Source organism: Gammaproteobacteria bacterium (assembly GCA_009845905.1).
Lineage (GTDB): Bacteria > Pseudomonadota > Gammaproteobacteria > Steroidobacterales > Foliamicaceae > Foliamicus.
The window spans coordinates 327,666-343,665 of sequence record VXYS01000004.1; the positions used below are offsets into that span (position 1 = coordinate 327,666).

At 66.9% G+C, this 16,000-nt stretch carries 13 protein-coding genes and 1 pseudogene; 5 read left to right on the forward strand and 9 right to left on the reverse strand.

What is annotated here, in order from left to right; translation table 11 throughout:
• The first annotated feature begins 11 nt into the window (after nucleotides 1-11).
• The 3 genes from F4036_03020 to F4036_03030 are packed head-to-tail and all read left to right on the forward strand — an operon-like array spanning nucleotide 12 to nucleotide 3,471.
• Nucleotides 12-1,289 (forward strand): serine hydrolase, encoded by a 1,278-nt coding sequence (locus F4036_03020; protein ID MYK36711.1) that lies wholly within the window; start codon nucleotides 12-14, stop codon nucleotides 1,287-1,289.
• Between the two features lie 27 nt (nucleotides 1,290-1,316).
• On the forward strand, nucleotides 1,317-2,159 hold the full coding sequence (locus tag F4036_03025; protein ID MYK36712.1) for a hypothetical protein: 843 nt from the start codon (nucleotides 1,317-1,319) through the stop codon (nucleotides 2,157-2,159).
• Between the two features lie 4 nt (nucleotides 2,160-2,163).
• Nucleotides 2,164-3,471, forward strand: a complete 1,308-nt coding sequence (locus tag F4036_03030; GenBank protein MYK36713.1) for a serine hydrolase — start codon at nucleotides 2,164-2,166, stop codon at nucleotides 3,469-3,471.
• A 73-nt stretch (nucleotides 3,472-3,544) separates the two neighbouring features.
• Here F4036_03030 and F4036_03035 read toward each other — a convergent pair whose 3' ends face one another.
• From F4036_03035 to F4036_03070, 8 genes and pseudogenes are all read right to left on the reverse strand, one after another.
• Nucleotides 3,545-4,396 carry a hypothetical protein gene (locus F4036_03035; GenBank protein MYK36714.1) on the reverse strand — a complete coding sequence of 284 codons (852 nt, stop codon included), beginning with the start codon at nucleotides 4,394-4,396 and terminating at the stop codon, nucleotides 3,545-3,547.
• A gap of 20 nt (nucleotides 4,397-4,416) precedes the next feature.
• On the reverse strand, nucleotides 4,417-5,757 hold the full coding sequence (locus F4036_03040) for an NADP-specific glutamate dehydrogenase (GenBank protein MYK36715.1): 1,341 nt from the start codon (nucleotides 5,755-5,757) through the stop codon (nucleotides 4,417-4,419).
• A 6-nt stretch (nucleotides 5,758-5,763) separates the two neighbouring features.
• Nucleotides 5,764-6,930 carry a VWA domain-containing protein gene (locus F4036_03045; protein MYK36716.1) on the reverse strand — a complete coding sequence of 389 codons (1,167 nt, stop codon included), beginning with the start codon at nucleotides 6,928-6,930 and terminating at the stop codon, nucleotides 5,764-5,766.
• Nucleotides 6,914-7,801: a MoxR family ATPase gene (locus tag F4036_03050; protein ID MYK36717.1), complete on the reverse strand. Its 888-nt coding sequence runs from the start codon at nucleotides 7,799-7,801 to the stop codon at nucleotides 6,914-6,916. The genes F4036_03045 and F4036_03050 overlap by 17 nt, the downstream gene beginning before the upstream one ends.
• Nucleotides 7,802-7,806: 5 nt before the next feature.
• A complete protein-coding gene (locus tag F4036_03055) occupies nucleotides 7,807-8,604 on the reverse strand; it encodes a xanthine dehydrogenase family protein subunit M (protein ID MYK36718.1) in 798 nt (265 codons plus the stop codon).
• A 27-nt stretch (nucleotides 8,605-8,631) separates the two neighbouring features.
• On the reverse strand, nucleotides 8,632-11,028 hold the full coding sequence (locus tag F4036_03060; protein ID MYK36719.1) for a xanthine dehydrogenase family protein molybdopterin-binding subunit: 2,397 nt from the start codon (nucleotides 11,026-11,028) through the stop codon (nucleotides 8,632-8,634).
• Entirely contained in the window at nucleotides 11,025-11,504 is a 480-nt protein-coding gene (locus tag F4036_03065; GenBank protein ID MYK36720.1) for a (2Fe-2S)-binding protein, read from the reverse strand. Before F4036_03065 ends, F4036_03060 begins: the two co-directional genes overlap by 4 nt.
• A gap of 267 nt (nucleotides 11,505-11,771) precedes the next feature.
• A pseudogene (locus tag F4036_03070) lies at nucleotides 11,772-12,191 on the reverse strand (carbon monoxide dehydrogenase subunit G).
• 201 nt (nucleotides 12,192-12,392) lie between these two features.
• On the opposite strand from F4036_03070, the gene F4036_03075 reads away from it, so the two are divergent.
• Nucleotides 12,393-13,172 carry a DeoR/GlpR transcriptional regulator gene (locus tag F4036_03075; GenBank protein MYK36721.1) on the forward strand — a complete coding sequence of 260 codons (780 nt, stop codon included), beginning with the start codon at nucleotides 12,393-12,395 and terminating at the stop codon, nucleotides 13,170-13,172.
• A gap of 77 nt (nucleotides 13,173-13,249) precedes the next feature.
• A complete protein-coding gene (locus F4036_03080) occupies nucleotides 13,250-14,551 on the forward strand; it encodes an amidase (GenBank protein ID MYK36722.1) in 1,302 nt (433 codons plus the stop codon).
• A gap of 33 nt (nucleotides 14,552-14,584) precedes the next feature.
• Here F4036_03080 and F4036_03085 read toward each other — a convergent pair whose 3' ends face one another.
• On the reverse strand, nucleotides 14,585-15,973 hold the full coding sequence (locus tag F4036_03085; protein ID MYK36723.1) for an MmgE/PrpD family protein: 1,389 nt from the start codon (nucleotides 15,971-15,973) through the stop codon (nucleotides 14,585-14,587).
• Nucleotides 15,974-16,000 lie beyond the last annotated feature (27 nt).

The window sequence follows — 16,000 nt, forward strand, 5'->3', positions numbered from 1 at the left end:
GAGAACGAATCATGAAGACAGCACACAGGATTGCGTTTGCGATGATGCTCGCTGCCGGAGCCGTGGCTGCGCAGGAGCAGCCGAACACGCAGATGACGCCCGAGGAAATCCAGGACCGGGTGGACTGGGTCAACGAAGTGGAAGCTCAGGACTTCCATTTCTGGCGCCGCTGGCGAGACCAGCCGGACCAGACCGCGTTTCGCCAGCCCCAGACCTGGTACAACCCGATGATCCTGGTGGACGGGGGCGTTTCGCAGCCGTTCTTTCCCAGCGCCGGCCCCGAAGAATCGCCCACGATCGATCCCGAGGCCGTCGCCGTTGCTTCGGCCTACGCGATGGAGCGGGAAACGCAGGCCTTCATGATCTACCACAAGGGCAAGATCCGTCACGCCGAGTTCATGGACGGATTTCACGAGAGCTCGCCGATCAGCTCCCATTCCTGGGTGAAAACCCTGCACGGAATCGTCGCCGGATTCGCGCTGGCCGACGGCGATATCGGCAGCCTGGACGATCCGGTCGAGAAATACATCCACGAATGGCAAGGGGACCCGCGCGGGCAGATCACGGTGCGCCAGGTGCTGCACAACACCACCGGCCTGGAACTGCCGTTCGGCGAGCTTCGCCAGGGCCCGCAGCCGTACGCGAAGAGCATGCAACTGGTGGAGGGCAGCGACATCTACGGCACGGTGCTTTCGTTCGAGTTGACGGAAGAGCCGGGCACGACCTTTGCCCACAACAACCCGAACACGCAGCTCGCCGGCATGATCATCCACCGGGCCACCGGCAGGAATTTCGCGCATTACCTGGGCGAGAAACTCTGGCGGCCGCTGGGTGCGCAGCGCGGCGCCATGCGGCTGGACGGCGTGGAGGGCAATGTCATCTCGTATTGCTGCTTCCTCTCGGCGCCGGCGGACTGGATGCGGGTCGCGCACTTGCTGATGAACGACGGCAAGCTGCCGGACGGCACGCAGCTGCTGCCGGACGGCTGGGTGGACGAAATGCTCGCCGGCTCGGAGCCCAATCCGAACTACGGTTTTCAGATCTGGACCGACACGGTGTTCATGGAGCGGCGCCCCTACTACCCGAGCATGCCCCCGAACTTCGCCAACTATCACTCGGAGCCATTCGCCGTCGACGACCTGTTCTACCTGGACGGCGGCGGCAAGGTACGGGTCTGGATCAGCCCCAAGCTGGACCTGATCGTGCTGCGAATGGGCTATCCGCCGCCGCGCGGCAAGGGCTTCGACGAAGCCGTCATCCCGAACGCCGTCATTCGCGGCATCCTTTGATCAGCAGGTAACAGGGAGCGTCCCGACATGAAACGCGTCACCGCTCTAGCCGTCCTGGCCGCGATGGCCTGGTGTCTGCCCGGCTCGCCCGCCGGCGCCCAGGAGCGCCTGACCCGCGAGGCGCTGGCCGGGGCCGATTACGTGCGCGGCCGCCTCGCATTTCAGCAACGCTGCAGCGCCTGCCACACGCTCGCCGAAGACGCCCTGCACCTGGCCGGCCCCAACCTGTGGGAGGTCATCGGCCGGACTGCGGGCACCCGGGAGGAATTCAGCTATTCCGAAACGCTCAGGGAGGCCGAATTCGCCTGGACGCCGGACCGCGTGGACGACTGGCTGGCCAACCCCGACAGCTATCTGCCGGGCAACACGATGCTGATCCCCGAACCGGTGCCCGACCGCGACCGCCTGCCCATGATCTCGTTCATGATGCTGGAGACGGGCGGGGCCGACTGGCCGCGCCCGGAGATCGACATCGCCGCGCTCGAATCCCCCAGGGGCGAGTCGCCCGCCGAACGCTTCCCGAGCTTCTGGAACCATCTCATGCACAACACCACCCGTTACCGCTGGGTGGACGACGAGCAGGAATTCGTCTTCGACGCCTACTACAACAAGGACGGCTCGGTCACCTCCAGCATGGAGGGCGTGGACGGCTTCTGGCACATCGACGAACGCGATTTCTTCTGCTACGCCCTGCAGGGGCTGCCCATACGGCCGAATTACTTCGTCCAGTGCTTCCCGGTCGCAGCCATGGCCATACCGCGCTTCTCCGAGCAGTTGTGGCAATCGCCCATGTACGGCGGCGCGGTGCTCTACGGGGGCATTCTTCCCGGACGGCCCACGGACGACGCCGAGACAGCCGCGCCCGAATAAGCGCGTGGCCCCGAAACAAGAAGGAGACAACATGCTCAAGCGCATACTCAGAGGACTTGCCAAGACCGGCAAGTGGACGCTGATCGTCATCGCCGTAATCGGCGTGCTGGTCTACCTGCCTTCCCGGCTTGGCTGGTACGGCATCTACGCCAAGCGTTACGTCATCTCGCTGTCCGGCAATCCCATGAGCCCCGCACGCGCCTGGTATGACCCGCAGGAACTGGTGGCCGGCAGCGACTTCATGCCGCTCGAGGCCTGGCTGGAGGGGCAAAACCCGATCGATCCCGCCGTATACGAGGAAGCCGCCTCGTGGGCCGGGCAGCAGAGAAGCGATTCTCTGGTGGTGCTCTACAAGGGGCGGCTGGCGCACGCCAGTTATTTCAACGACCAGGCCCCCGAGTCGGAGTTCAGCACCCACTCGCTCACCAAGGTCCTGACTTCGATACTGGTGGGTCACGCCATCGCCGACGGCCACATGGAGTCGGTCGATCAGCCGGCAGCGGATTTTCTTCCGGAATGGGACACGGACGAACGCCGCGGCATTACCGTTCGGGACCTCCTGAACATGGCCGGGGGACTTGAGGAAACGTTCGCCTTCTATCCGGGATCGGCGCGGCTGGCGCGCACGATGGGGACCGACATCGTGACCGCCAACCTGGACGTCGGCATCTACGCGCCCCCGGGAACGGCGTTCTCGCACGCCAATCCCAACAGCCAGGTGGCCGGGATCGTCGTGGAGCGCGCGATCGGTATGCGCTTCGCCGACTACCTTTCCGAAAAGCTCTGGGCGCCGCTGGGGCTGCGCGACGGCTGGCTCCTGCTGGACCGCGAGGACGGCATGGTGCACACCGACTGCTGCATGTGGACCGCGATCGAGGACTGGGCGCTGATCGGGCAGGCGCTGATGCAGAACGGCTGCTACGCGGGCCAACAGGTGATTCCGGCCGGGTGGGTGGACGAGATGACCACGCCATCGGCGGCCAACGAGAACTACGGGATGCAGTTGTGGCTGGGAACGTCCCATGAGCCCCTGCGCAAGTACGACCCGAGCATCGAGTTCATGGGCAACCTGCACTCGGAGCCGTTCGTGGCCGACGACTTGTTCTTCCTCGACGGCGCGGGCGACCAGCGGCTTTACATGATCCCGTCGCGGGAACTCGTGATCCTGCGCACCGGAAAGGACGGGCCGGAGTGGGACGACGCCGTGCTGCCCAACCTGTTCACGCGCGCCGTGGACTCGATCGGCGGCCGCCCTGCGGAAACGCTCCCGACACGCGCCGACCTGAACGCCGCCTGCCTGAGTTCAGGATAGTCCCTGGGAGCGAGGGCATGTCCCTCGCGGCGTCTCGCCTTCCCCGAGGGCGGGACGCCCTCGCTCCCAGGCGTCAGCCGGCTCCGGACAGGTCGTGACCGACGCAGAGCACCGTGCATCCGCCATCGCTGACGGGTTTGCGCGGCATAAGCAGCGATGCCCCAGTTCGCCACATCAGAAACGCCCCTTCCTGCAGCCCGAGATCGTGTCGCGCTCCGTTCTCTGCGACCTGAACTCCAAGGTCGCCGGAAATGACGAACAGCCAGGGCGCCGGTTCGTCTGCGGAGACAGCCAATCCCTCTCGCGACACCGTCCAGTCGGCGGGGACGTGCACGAGACTGACCGCCCCGGAGTTTTCATGGGCGTCGGCCAATGGTTTGACTTTCCAGCCCGGCACCATGGAATGCGGTTGCCAGGCAACCTCGCCGGTATCGAAAAGCCGGGCATCGCCGAATTCGGGGTACTCAAAGTCGAAACTGTCGTCGAAAGGGATATCAATCGATTCGACGGGCGCTTCCGGCTCGGCTACGCCCGTGCCCGGACCCGTGTTCCAGTAAAGGAGCACGCACCCGGTCTCGGATAGCGGTTCGGGCATCAGCCCATGAATGGTCTTGGGCGGCCGGTCCATGAACAGATGGCGCCGAAACACAATCATGTCACCTTCAAGGTCTTCGGCCTCGCTGAACTCCCAGTGAGGAAAGTCGCCGTACAAGGTGTAGGCCCGTTCCGTTACCGTGTTGTGGTAATGGCGATGCGGTAGCTCAAGCACGTCGGGAATGCAGCCGGGCGGCACGTAGTCGATTCGAATCTCGGATCCCTTCGAGTCGTCATGGACCAGGAGCCGGCGTTTGAAGCCCGGAATCCAGGGATTGTCCTCCCAGGGCATGACATTCGTTTCCAGGTAGGTGTGAGCGTTCGTAGCCAATTGCTTTTCCTCCGTTGCGTTCACACGACGCCGTAGGCCAGCATGGCCTCGGCCACCTTCGTGTAGCCGCCGATATTGGCGCCCCGGCAATAGTTGGTGAAACCGGACTCTTCGCCGTGGCGGACACACTGTTCGTGAATGTGGCGGATGATGTCGTGCAGCTTCATGTTCACCTCGCCGCGGGACCAGCTGAACCGCTGGCTGTTCTGGCTCATCTCCAGACCCGAAACGGCGACGCCGCCCGCGTTGGCGGCCTTTCCCGGCATGTGGGGCACGCGGGCCTCCGCCAGGAATTGCATGGCCGCCGGCGTGCTGGGCATGTTCGCGCCCTCGGCGACCGCCCGGCACCCGCCTTCGACCAGGCTGCGCGCGTCCGGCTCGTCGAGTTCATTCTGCGTGGCACAGGGAAAGGCCAGGTCGCAGGGCACCGCCCAGGGACGTTTCCCGGCATGGAAATCGCAGCCGAATTCCTTCGCATATTCCTCGATTCGGCCACGCCGCGACAGCTTCAGGTCGTAAACCCAGGCGAACTTGTCCGAGTCGATCCCGGCCGGGTCATGCACGAACCCCGACGAATCGGAGAGCGTAACGACCTTCGCACCCATGTGGATCAGCCGCTGGCAGCAATGCAGGGCCACGTTTCCGGACCCCGAAACGACGCAGGTCCTGCCGTCCAGGTCCTCGTTCTTCAGCGCCAGCATTTCTTCCATCATGTAGACCACGCCGTAGCCGGTGGCTTCCGGGCGCAGGTAGGAGCCGCCGAACTCCAGCGCCTTGCCGGTAAGAACGGCTTCGAAAGCGTTCTGGAGGCGCTTGTACTGGCCGAACAGGTAGCCGATTTCGCGCCCGCCCACTCCGATGTCGCCCGCCGGCACGTCGGTGTTGGGGCCGATGTGCCGGTGCAGCTCGGTCATGAAGGCCTGGCAGAACCGCATGATCTCGGCGTCGGAGCGGCCCTTGGGGTCGAAATCGGAGCCGCCCTTGGCGCCCCCTATGGGCAGGCCGGTCAGGCTGTTCTTGAAGGTCTGTTCGAAAGCGAGGAATTTCAGGATGCTCTGGTTGACCGACGGATGGAAGCGCAGGCCGCCCTTGTAGGGCCCGATCGCATTGTTCCACTGGACGCGGTAACCGCGATTGATATGGATCCGGCGGCGGTCGGTTTCCCATACCACGCGGAAGGAAACGACCCGGTCCGGTTCCGCGAGCCGCTCGAAAATTCGCGCCTCCCGGAACAGGGGGTTCTCCCCCTCGAAGGGAATGATGTCGATGGCGACTTCCCGCACGGCCTGGTGGAACTCCGTCTCGCCCGGGTTCCGCCGCACGACGCCGGCCATGAACGAGTCGAGCGAGAAGTCCGTCATCGTCCCCTACTCTAACGCGTCGGCAAGCCCGAGCAGGCTGTCGACGTTGTGGCCCGGGCGATGTTCGTGCACCGCGGGCAGCAGCGCCCGCACGCCGCGGGCGCGGGGCTCGAAGTCCTTGTAGCCCAGCAGCGGGTTCAGCCACACCAAGCGCTTGCACGACCGGCGCAGGCGCGCCGCCTCGAACCGCAGTTCTTCCACGTAGGCACGCTCCAGGCCGTCGCTGAACAGCAGCACCATGCCCGGACGGGCCAGCACCCGGCGCGACCATTGCCGGTTGAACTGGCCCAGGGCCGACGCGATGCGCGTGCCCCCCTCCCAGTCGGGAGCGGCCCTGAGCGCCGCGGCCGTCGCCACGTCGGCGTCCCGCCCCCGCAGTTCGCGGGTCACCCGGGTCAGGCGGGTGGCGAAAACAAACGCCTCGACGTTGCGGCGGGCGCTGCACAGCGCGTGGGCAAAATGGATCGCCATGCGCGCATAGGTGGTCATGGAGCCCGAGACGTCGAACAGCAGCACCAGCGACATGGGCTCGGCGCGCCGCGCCTTGCGCTTCAGTCGCACCAGTTCGCCGCCGGATGCCAGCCCCGCCCGCAGCGTGGCCTGCAGGTCGATCCGCGGTCCGTGCGCGGCGGCCTTGTAGCGCCGGCCGATGCGCTTCGGGCAGAGCACGCCGCGGCGCAGCAGTTCGCGGGCCTGGGCCTGTTCCTCCGGCGTCATCTGCGCGAAGTCGGTGGACGCGAGCCGCTCCTGCGGCGAATAGCCGGCGCCGGCAACGGCCCGCTCGGCGCCGGGCGCGGCGATCAGGTTGGAAGCACTGTCCATGGCCCGCAACATCCGCAGGGCGCCGGGCGGAGGCCTGGCCTCGCCCATGGAGCGCAGGCCCAGCTCCTGCAGGTCACCGAGCCTTGCAAACGCCGCGGCGTTGCCGAAGAACATCGCGAAGGCGCAGTCGAACAGCACGCCCTCGGCGGGACCGGCGGTCAGGACCGAACGCAGCGCCGCGGAAAACTCGGCGCGATTGCCGATGTCGACGCGCCTGGCGGCCTCAAGCGCCAGCGCGCTCCTGCCCACACCCAGCGGCAATCCCGCCGCGCGCAGCGTGCGCACGAAACTGACGATGCGCTCGGAGAGGCCGGGGACGCCCTCCCCCCCGGGGTCAGGCAGAGGCGGCAAGGAGGCGGTCGACGACCGACTCGTCGACCTGCTCCAGGTCCTCCTGGTACTTGAGCAGGGCGCCGAGCGTCTCCGAGGCAGCTTGCGTGTCCACTTCGCGGGCGCCCATGGCCATCAGCGACTCCGCCCAGTCCAGCGTTTCCGACACGCCCGGCGACTTGAACAGGCCTTCCTTGCGCAGACCCTGGACGAAACCGACCACCTTCGCGTGCAGGACCTCGGGCAGTCCCGGCACACGGGCCTGGAGGATGCGTTCCTCGGCGGCCTGCGTCGGGTAGTCCACCCAGCAGTAGAGGCAGCGGCGCTTGAGCGCATCATGCACCTCGCGGGTGCGGTTGGACGTGAGCACCACGACCGGCGCCTCGGGCGCCCGGACCTCGCCCAATTCCGGAATGCTCATCCGGAAATCGGACAGGAATTCAAGCAGATAGGCCTCGAAAGGCTCGTCGGCGCGGTCGAGTTCGTCCACCAGCAGCACCGGCGGTCCCTCGGGACGGGGCGAAAGCGCCTCGAGCAGCGGACGTTCGATCAGGTATTCGCGCGAATAGAGGTCCTTCGCCATCTCGTCCACGCGCTCCTCGGCCTCCGCTAGGCGGATGGCGAGGATCTGGCGCGCATGGTTCCACTCGTACGCCGCCCCGGCCAGGTCCAGTCCCTCGTGGCATTGCAGGCGGATGAGCCGGCGCCCCAGCGCCGCGGCCAGCGCGACGCCCAATTCGGTCTTGCCGACGCCGGCCTCGCCCTCGAGGAACAGCGGGCGCCTGAGGCTAAGGGCCAGAAAAACCGACGTGCTCAGGCGGTCGCCGGCGATGTAGTCCTGCCCCTCGAGCAGGCCTCGCACCTGCTCCACGGAGTCCGGTGTTGCGGTCAAACCTGTCAGTCGAGGGCCAGCGAGACGGCGCGGTGGGCCATGACGCACACCAGGTGCGCGCGGTAGTCGGCGCCGGCGTGCATGTCGTCGTTCAGGTTCGCCGCCGAAGCCGTGAGCCCATCCAGCGCAACTTCGGAGAAGTCGGCGTCCAGCGCGTCCTCGAATTCCGGCAGCCGGTACACCGATGCGCCGGCGCCGGTCACGGCCACGCGAACACCCGTCTTGAACTGCGCCACGCAAACGCCCACGAGCGCGTAACGCGTGGCCGGGTTCGGGAATTTCGCGTAGCCCGCCCGTTGCGGTTTCGGGAAAAGGACCTGCGTGACCATCTCGCCGCGCCCCAGGGCCGTCTCGAACATCCCGACAAAGAAGTCGTCCGCGGATATCTTGCGCTTGTTGGTGAAAATGGTCGCGCCCAGGGCCAGGGCCACCGCCGGATAGTCGGCCGCCGGGTCGTTATTGGCCAGCGAACCGCCCAGCGTGCCGCGATTGCGCACCTGCGGATCCCCGATCGACTCGGCGGCATGCGGCAGGACCGGAACCGCGGCCCGCAGCTCCACGTTGCCCGCGACCTCCGCGTGCGTTGTGGTGGCGCCGATATGGGCCCCCTTGCGGGTCAGCTTGACGCCCCTGAGTTCATCGATCCCGGCCAGGTCGATCAGTTCCCCGGGTTCGTTCAGGCGCATCTTGAGCGCCGGCAGCAGGGTCATTCCGCCGGCCAGCAGCATAGCATTCCCGCTCGCGCCGAGGCGCTTGGCCGCGTCGCGCACCGACCCGGCGCGGTAGTAATTGAATTCGCGCATTGCTCTGTCCTCCTCTACTCGCCGGTCTCAATCACCGGACTGGGCGGCCTGGATCGCCTGCCAAACGGCCTGCGGCGTGGCCGGCATGTCGATATGCGTAACGCCCAGCGGGCGCAGCGCATCGAGAACGGCGTTGATCACCGCCGGCGGCGCGCCGATCGCGCCGGCTTCCCCGCAGCCCTTGACGCCCAGCGGGTTGAAGGGCGTGGGCGTGCAGCGCGTGGCCACGACGAAATTCGGCAGATCGTCCGCCCGCGGCATGCAGTAATCCATGTACGAACCGCTCAGCAACTGGCCTTCGGGCGTGTACAGGCAGTGCTCCAGCAGCGCCTGCCCGATGCCCTGCGCCAGCCCTCCGTGCACCTGGCCTTCCACCACCATGGGATTGATGATGTTGCCGAAATCGTCGGCGGCAACGAAATCGCACAACTCGACTTCGCCCGTTTGCCGGTCCACTTCGACCTCGCAGATGTAGCAGCCCGACGGGAAGGTGAAATTCTCCGGATCGAAGAACGCGGTCTCCTCCAGTCCCGGCTCCAGTTCCTGCAACGGATAGTTGTGCGGCACGTAGGCCGACAGCGCGACATCCCCGAAGGACACCGCGCGATCGGTGCCGGCCACCCGGAACTGGCCGTCGGTGAACTCGATATCGGCCGCCTCCGCCTCGAGCAGATGCGCGGCGATCTTGCGACCCTTCTCCTCCACCTTGTCGAGGGCCTTGTACAGCGCGGTTCCGCCCACGGCCAGCGAACGCGAACCGTAGGTGCCCATTCCGAACGGGATCTCGCCGGTATCGCCGTGCACGATTTCCACGTTGCCGAAATCAATGCCCAGCCGCTCGGCGACGATCTGCGCAAAGGTGGTCTCGTGGCTTTGCCCGTGGCTGTGGGACCCCGTCAGTACCTGCACGCTGCCGGAGGGATGCACCCGGACGGTGGCCACCTCGTAGAGCCCGGCGCGCGCGCCCAGTTGCCCGGCGGCCTGCGAAGGCGCGGCCCCGCAGGCTTCGATATAGAAGCACATGCCGCGGCCGCGCAGCTTGCCCGCGGCCTGGCTCTGCCGGCGACGTTCCTCGAATCTTTCATACGAGTTCAGTTCCCTGGCCAGGTTCAGGCAGCCTTCGAAATCGCCGGAGTCGTAGAGTTGTCCCACCGGCGACTGGTAGGGAAACTCGTCGGGCGGAATGAAATTGCGCCGGCGCAATTCGGCCGGATCCATGCCGATCTGAACCGCGGCCTCGTCCACGGCCCGCTCCACCGCGTAACAGGCCTCGGGGCGCCCGGCGCCCCGGTAGGCGTCGGTGGGCGTGGTGTTGGTGAACACGCCCTTGACGGTCACGTAGATGTTGGGCGTCCGGTAGACCCCCGCGAGCAGAGGCGCATAGAACACGGTGGGAATGGCCGGGCCGAAAGCCGACAGCCATCCGCCCAGATTGGCGACGGTGTCCACCCGCATGCCGGTAAAGTGCGCATCGGCGTCCAGCGCCAGTTCCACGCGGGTCACGTGGTCGCGGCCCTGCGCGTCGGCCAGGAACGACTCGCTGCGTTCGGCGGTCCACTTGACCGGGACCCCCAGCCGCCGCGAAGCCCAGCAAACGGTCAGTTCCTCGGCATAGTGGTAAATCTTCGACCCGAATCCGCCGCCGACGTCCGGCGCCACCACGCGAACCTTGTGCTCGGGCATCTTCAGCGTGGCGGTGCACAGCAACAGTCGGTTGACGTGCGGGTTCTGGCTGGTCGTGTAGAGCGTGAGCTGGCCGGTGGCCGGATTGAAGTCCGCCAGGCTGGCGCGCGGTTCCATCGCGTTCGGGACCAGCCGGTTATTCACCAGTTCCAGCGACACGACGTGCGCGGCCTCCTCGAAAGCCTTGTCCGTGTTGCTCCTGGCGTCCGGCGCCATGGCCGCCGGCAGCCACTCCCAGTCGAAGCACACGTTGCCGGGCGCGCCCTCATGGATCAGCGGCGCGCCCTCCTCCATCGCGGCCGTCGCGCTGGACACGGACTCCAGTTCCTCGTAGTCCACGTTCACCATCTCTGCGGCGTCCCGGGCCTGGGTCCGCGATTCGGCCACGACCACCGCCACCGGGTTGCCCACGTAGCGCACCCGGTCGGTGGCCAGCGCTGGGTACTCAGGCTCGAAAGCGGGCGAGCCGTCCCGGCTGGTTATGCCCCAGGCCACGGGCAGCGGCCCGACGCCGTCGGCCTGCATGTCCGCTCCGGTAAGCACCGCCGTTACGCCGGGCATCTTCAGGGCGTCCGCCGCATCCACGCCGCGAACCTCGGCGTGCGGGTGGGGCGAGCGCACGAACCAGGCGTACTGCTGCGAGCGCAGGTTGATGTCGTCCACATACCGGCCCCGGCCGGTGATGAAGCGCCGGTCCTCGGTGCGTGGCGCCGATACGCCGATCCCCATGCCGCCGCTCATGACGCCTCCTCTCCCATGGCAACCGCCGCCGCGCGCACCGCCTTGACGATGTTGTGATAGCCCGTGCAGCGGCACATGTTGCCTTCCAGCCAGTCGCGCACTTCGACTTCGCTGGGCCGCGGGTTGCGGCGCAGCAGATCGACCGCGCTCATGATCATGCCGGGCGTGCAGAACCCGCATTGCAGGGCGTGATGCTCATGAAACGCCTGCTGAACGGGATGCAGTTCGCCGTTCGCGGCCAGGCCCTCGATCGTCTCCACCGTGCTGCCGTCGGCCTGCGCCGCCAGCATCGTGCAACTCTTGACCGAGACGCCATCGACGTGAATCACGCAGGCGCCGCACTGGCTGGTGTCGCAGCCCACGTGAGCCCCGGTCAGTCCGAAATGGTTGCGAAGCAGATCCACCAGCAGCGTCGCGCCGGTCGTTTCGGCGCTGACATTCTTGCCGTTCAGCGTGAACGAAACCGTAGCGTCCATTCCCGCCCCTCCTTAACTTGCGATTGTCCTCATCCGGCTAGCGCCGGACCCTGGCGTGCCTTCCGACCACACCGGTTCCGATAATAACGCCAATCACTAAGCCAACAACAGGAAAACGGCAAGCGCTCCCAGGACAATCAGCACGACCGGAACGGCCCAGCGCAATACCCGGTTCCCGAAGACCCGGCCCAGGGCCGCCTGGAGCCCGACTCCCGGCCGTTTCGCCCCCGCCGCGCCCACCGGCCGCTTGCCCTCCAGCACCTGCGCGAAGCGCTCGAAGAAGTTGGCCGCGATCTTGCGCGTAATGCCCGACAACAGGCGCGATCCGACCTGCGCCAGTTTTCCGCCCAGTTGCAGATTCGCCACGTAGCTGAGCTTCGTTCCGCCCCGGCCGTCTTCCTCCAGGCGAACGTCGGCCTGGCCGCGGCCGAAGCCGACGGCCGCCTTGGCATTGCCCTCCAGGCGGTAGGAGTGCGGCGGATCCGGATCGGCTATCCGTATCTCGACTTCGAATCCTGCGCTCACCGGACCGATATCGGCCTGCATGGCGGCGCGGTAGTGATCCTCGGAAACCCGCTCGAAGGACTTGCAGCCGGGCACGCAGGCGCCCAGCACATCGGGGTCGATCAGCGCCGCCCACACGTCTTCGCGCGGGTGCGCCAGGCTTTGTTCTCCCCTGATCTCCATCGTTGCGGACCGGAAACGGATTCGGGCGCTATCGTAACCGCAAGCGTTGCGGCGAACGCGCGGATCCGGGCCATCGCGCGCGCAGCGCTTGCGCGTCGCAATGCCGTTGCTGCGGCTGCGGGCGCCGGTTGTGAAAATCAATGCAAGTGATTAGGATTTCGCCTCAACCGGGGGGAATTCACATTGAGCCGGGGGGAATTCATGTTGAGCCTGATCGAAAGGCGCTCCGAAATCGTGCGCCAGACTGAGTCCAAGGGCAAGGTAGGGGTGGAAGAACTGGCCCGGATGCTCAATGTTTCGCAAGTCACGATACGCAACGATCTGAACGCGCTGAACAGCAAGGGGCTGGTCGTGCGCGCCCGCGGCGGCGCCGTCGCCAGCAACCGGCTGACCCGCGAGCTTTCCATGCAGGAGCGGCACAAGGACAACCTGTCCGTCAAGCGGCGCCTCGGGCGCGCGGTTGCGGGAATGATCGGCAGCGACGTCCACACGATAGCCCTGGACTCCGGCACGACGACCGAGGAAGTGGCTCTTTGCCTGCTGGACCATCACGACCTGACGGTCGTCACCAACGGGCTGAACGTAGCGTCGGCGCTGGCCCGGGCCCAGCACCTTGAAATTCTCGTCACGGGCGGAATCCTGCGCACCCGGTCGCTGAGCTTCTACGGCAAGCATGCCGAGGAAGGCCTGCGCCACATGCATTTCGACAAGCTGGTTCTGGGTGCGGATGGGATCGATACCGGGGTTGGAGTAACCACCCACTTCGCGCAGGAGGCCAGCCTGAACCGCCGGATGTGCAACATGGCCAGCGAGATCATCCTGGTTTCGGACTCGTCTAAATTCGGCAAGCGCTGCTCGCACATCATCTGCAAGTTCGACCGGATCGACACGCTGGTGACGGACGCGGGCATTCCCTCCGACATCGCCCGACAACTGGCCAACCAGGGCGTCAACCTGCACATCGTCGACGAGACCGGCTGAGGGCAAACCGCCTCCCGGGGAGCGGCCATAATGGTCGGCGTCAAGGCGTCGGACCCGACTATGGCCAGACCAAATCCATGAAGCGCAATCCGGGCTCCGGCTTCCGGTCGCGGGGCTTGTGGGCGAGGCTGGCGCGCGGGGAGGTCTCGAGCGAGCAGGCGGTCGAGCGCTGCATCGCGCGCTACGAGGAACGCGAGAGGAACGTGCAGGCGTTCGCGGCGTTCGATGCCGAGCGGGCGCTGGGCGAGGCGCGGGCCCGGGACCGCGAGCGCGAACTGCGCGGGCCCCGCGGGCCGCTGCACGGATTGCCGTTCGCGGTGAAGGACGTGATCGATACGGTGGACCTGCCTACGCAGCGCGGTTCGCCGCGCTACGAGGGCCGGCGCGCCGAGCAGGACGCGGCCTGCGTACGACTGCTGCGCCAGGCGGGATGCGTGCTGCTGGGCAAGGCGGACACCGTCGAATTCGCCGGCATCGGCCGCGACCCGCCCACCGCCCACCCGCACGATCCCAAGCGCACCCCGGGCGGCTCGTCGGCGGGTTCGGGCGCCGCCGTGGCCACCGGCATGGCGCCCATGGCGCTGGGAACGCAAACCGGCGGTTCGGTGATCCGGCCGGCTTCGTTCTGCGGCGTGGCCGGCTTCAAGCCCACCTACGGCCGGGTGCCGGTGCAGGGACTGTGGCTGCATGCGCCCAGCCTCGATACGGTCGGCTGGATGGCCGAGGACGTGGAACTCCTGGCGCGTACCGGGGAAGTCCTGAACCTGGGCGAATGGCAGGCGCCCGAGGCAGGCCGGAGCCTGCGGATCGGACTCTACCGAACGCCCTACTGGCCCGACGCCGAGCCGGCCAGCCGTTCGGCCGTGGAGACCGTCGCCGAAAAGTTCGCCTCATCCGGCCACGGCGTCGAGGAGGTGGACGAGGTACCGGGCGCGGAGAACCTGAACGAGTGGCAGGACGTGATCATGCACGGCGAGGCGCGGATATCGCTTCTGGCCGAGTACGGCGCCGGCAAGCAGGGCTTGCACGAAGACATTATCGAGGAGGTCGAGGTCAACCGCGGGATCACGCCGCGCGCGATGGCCGAAGCCTACGACGGCATCGGCGGCCTGCGCCCGGTGTTCGACCGGGGCCTTGCCGATTACGACGCCTGGCTGACGGCCTCGGTGCCGGGTGAAGCGATCCCGCGCAGGGACGGCAACGGCGAGGCCACGTTCAACCGGCTGTTTACGGCGCTGCAGTTGCCGTGCGTGACGATTCCGGGTCTTGCGGGGCCGTCGGGCCTCCCGGTTGGCGTGCAGCTCGTGGGCGCTCGGTTCGCCGACATGCGGGTGCTGGCCGCGGCCTCCGTGCTCGAAGACTTGCTGGCCGGCGACTGATTTGTAAATTTATTTAATTTAGAGTAATTACTACTAATATCCTGATAAGATAGATATTTCTGGTATTTCCACGACGCCGCTCAATTCCTCAAGGCGCCACAGACACTCGTACAGATCTGCAGCCGCATCCTCAGGCACTGCGCCGGTCACCGTCGCGCAATTCATGAACTTGGCGCGCAGTTCGTCCTGTGAAAGCGGGTTCTGTCCATGCCCCCGGTAGCGATGGACCGGCTCGCTTTTCAGCGCGGTCCCGTCGTCAAGCACGACGCCGACCGTGTCATGGCGCGCCCCCACCGGGTAAACCGGATCGTCGTCCGGGCCTTCTTCCCGCTCCACCTTCCTCATCAGCGCCTGCAGGTCGTCTCGCCGCACGCAATCGTCGCGCATTTCCGCGAAGCCCAGGCGCCCGAAGATCAGCGGCGCCGCGACCGCGAACTCCAGGCTGAACTTGGCCTGCATGGCATCGGCGGGCATCCGGAACTGCATGACCGACGAGTGATCCCGGCTGATCCGCGCAGTCACGTGCTCGATCGCCGCGACATCCGGACCGTGGTCGGCGTGCAGCTGCAGGGCCGCATCCACGCAGCGCTGGGCCGCGCCCACGACCGGGTAGCGCTTGATGTTCAGCCCATGCTCGGCCATGTACCAGTCTTCTCCGAGATCCGACGCGGCTGACGCACGGTCCACGCGGCCCGACGGCGAGATTACCTTCAGGAAGCCCCCTGCCCCGTCCAGCGCATCCGGCCCCGCGTCCAGGCCGGCCAGCGCACGGCGCACGGCCGTGACGCCGGCCTCGGCCGCGCGCGCGGCCTGGTAGGGCTTGGCCTGGGTCCCGAAGTTGTCCATCACGCCGGCCCCGGCGGCCACGGCGAGGCCCAGCGCATTGCGCGTTTCGTCCATTGACATGCCGCGCAGCCGGCTGAGCGCGGCCGCCGCCGCCACCGGGCCATAGACGCCGGTCGGATGCCAGCCCGCCCCCTGCATGTAGTCCCGCTCACGCCCCGCCAGGACGCTCCATACCTCGAATCCCGCCAGGTAGGCTTCGATCATGCGGGCGCCGGAAGCGCCCACCACCTCGGCTTCCGCAAGGATCGGCGGTACAAGGACCGCGCTGGTGTGGTTGCCGAAAGCGTAGTCGTCGAGATCGAGCGCGTGGGCGGCGGCGGACCCGATCAGCGCCGCGGCGGCGGCCGGCATGCGCTCGCCGCTCAGCAGCAGCCGCGCTTCCGGTTTGCCCCCGCCGTCGGACTTCAGCAGATTGCGCACCACTGGCTGGTCCGCCCCGGCCAGGGCCACGCCGATACAGTCGATGAACCCGGTCACGGCAATCCGCCGGGCTTTCTCCGGCGCGCGCGCCGGAAGATCGCCGCAAAGAAAATCGAGAACCGATTCGGTCAACGCACCCATGGCCGCACGAACCATACACGACCCGCGGTGTGCGAAAATTCG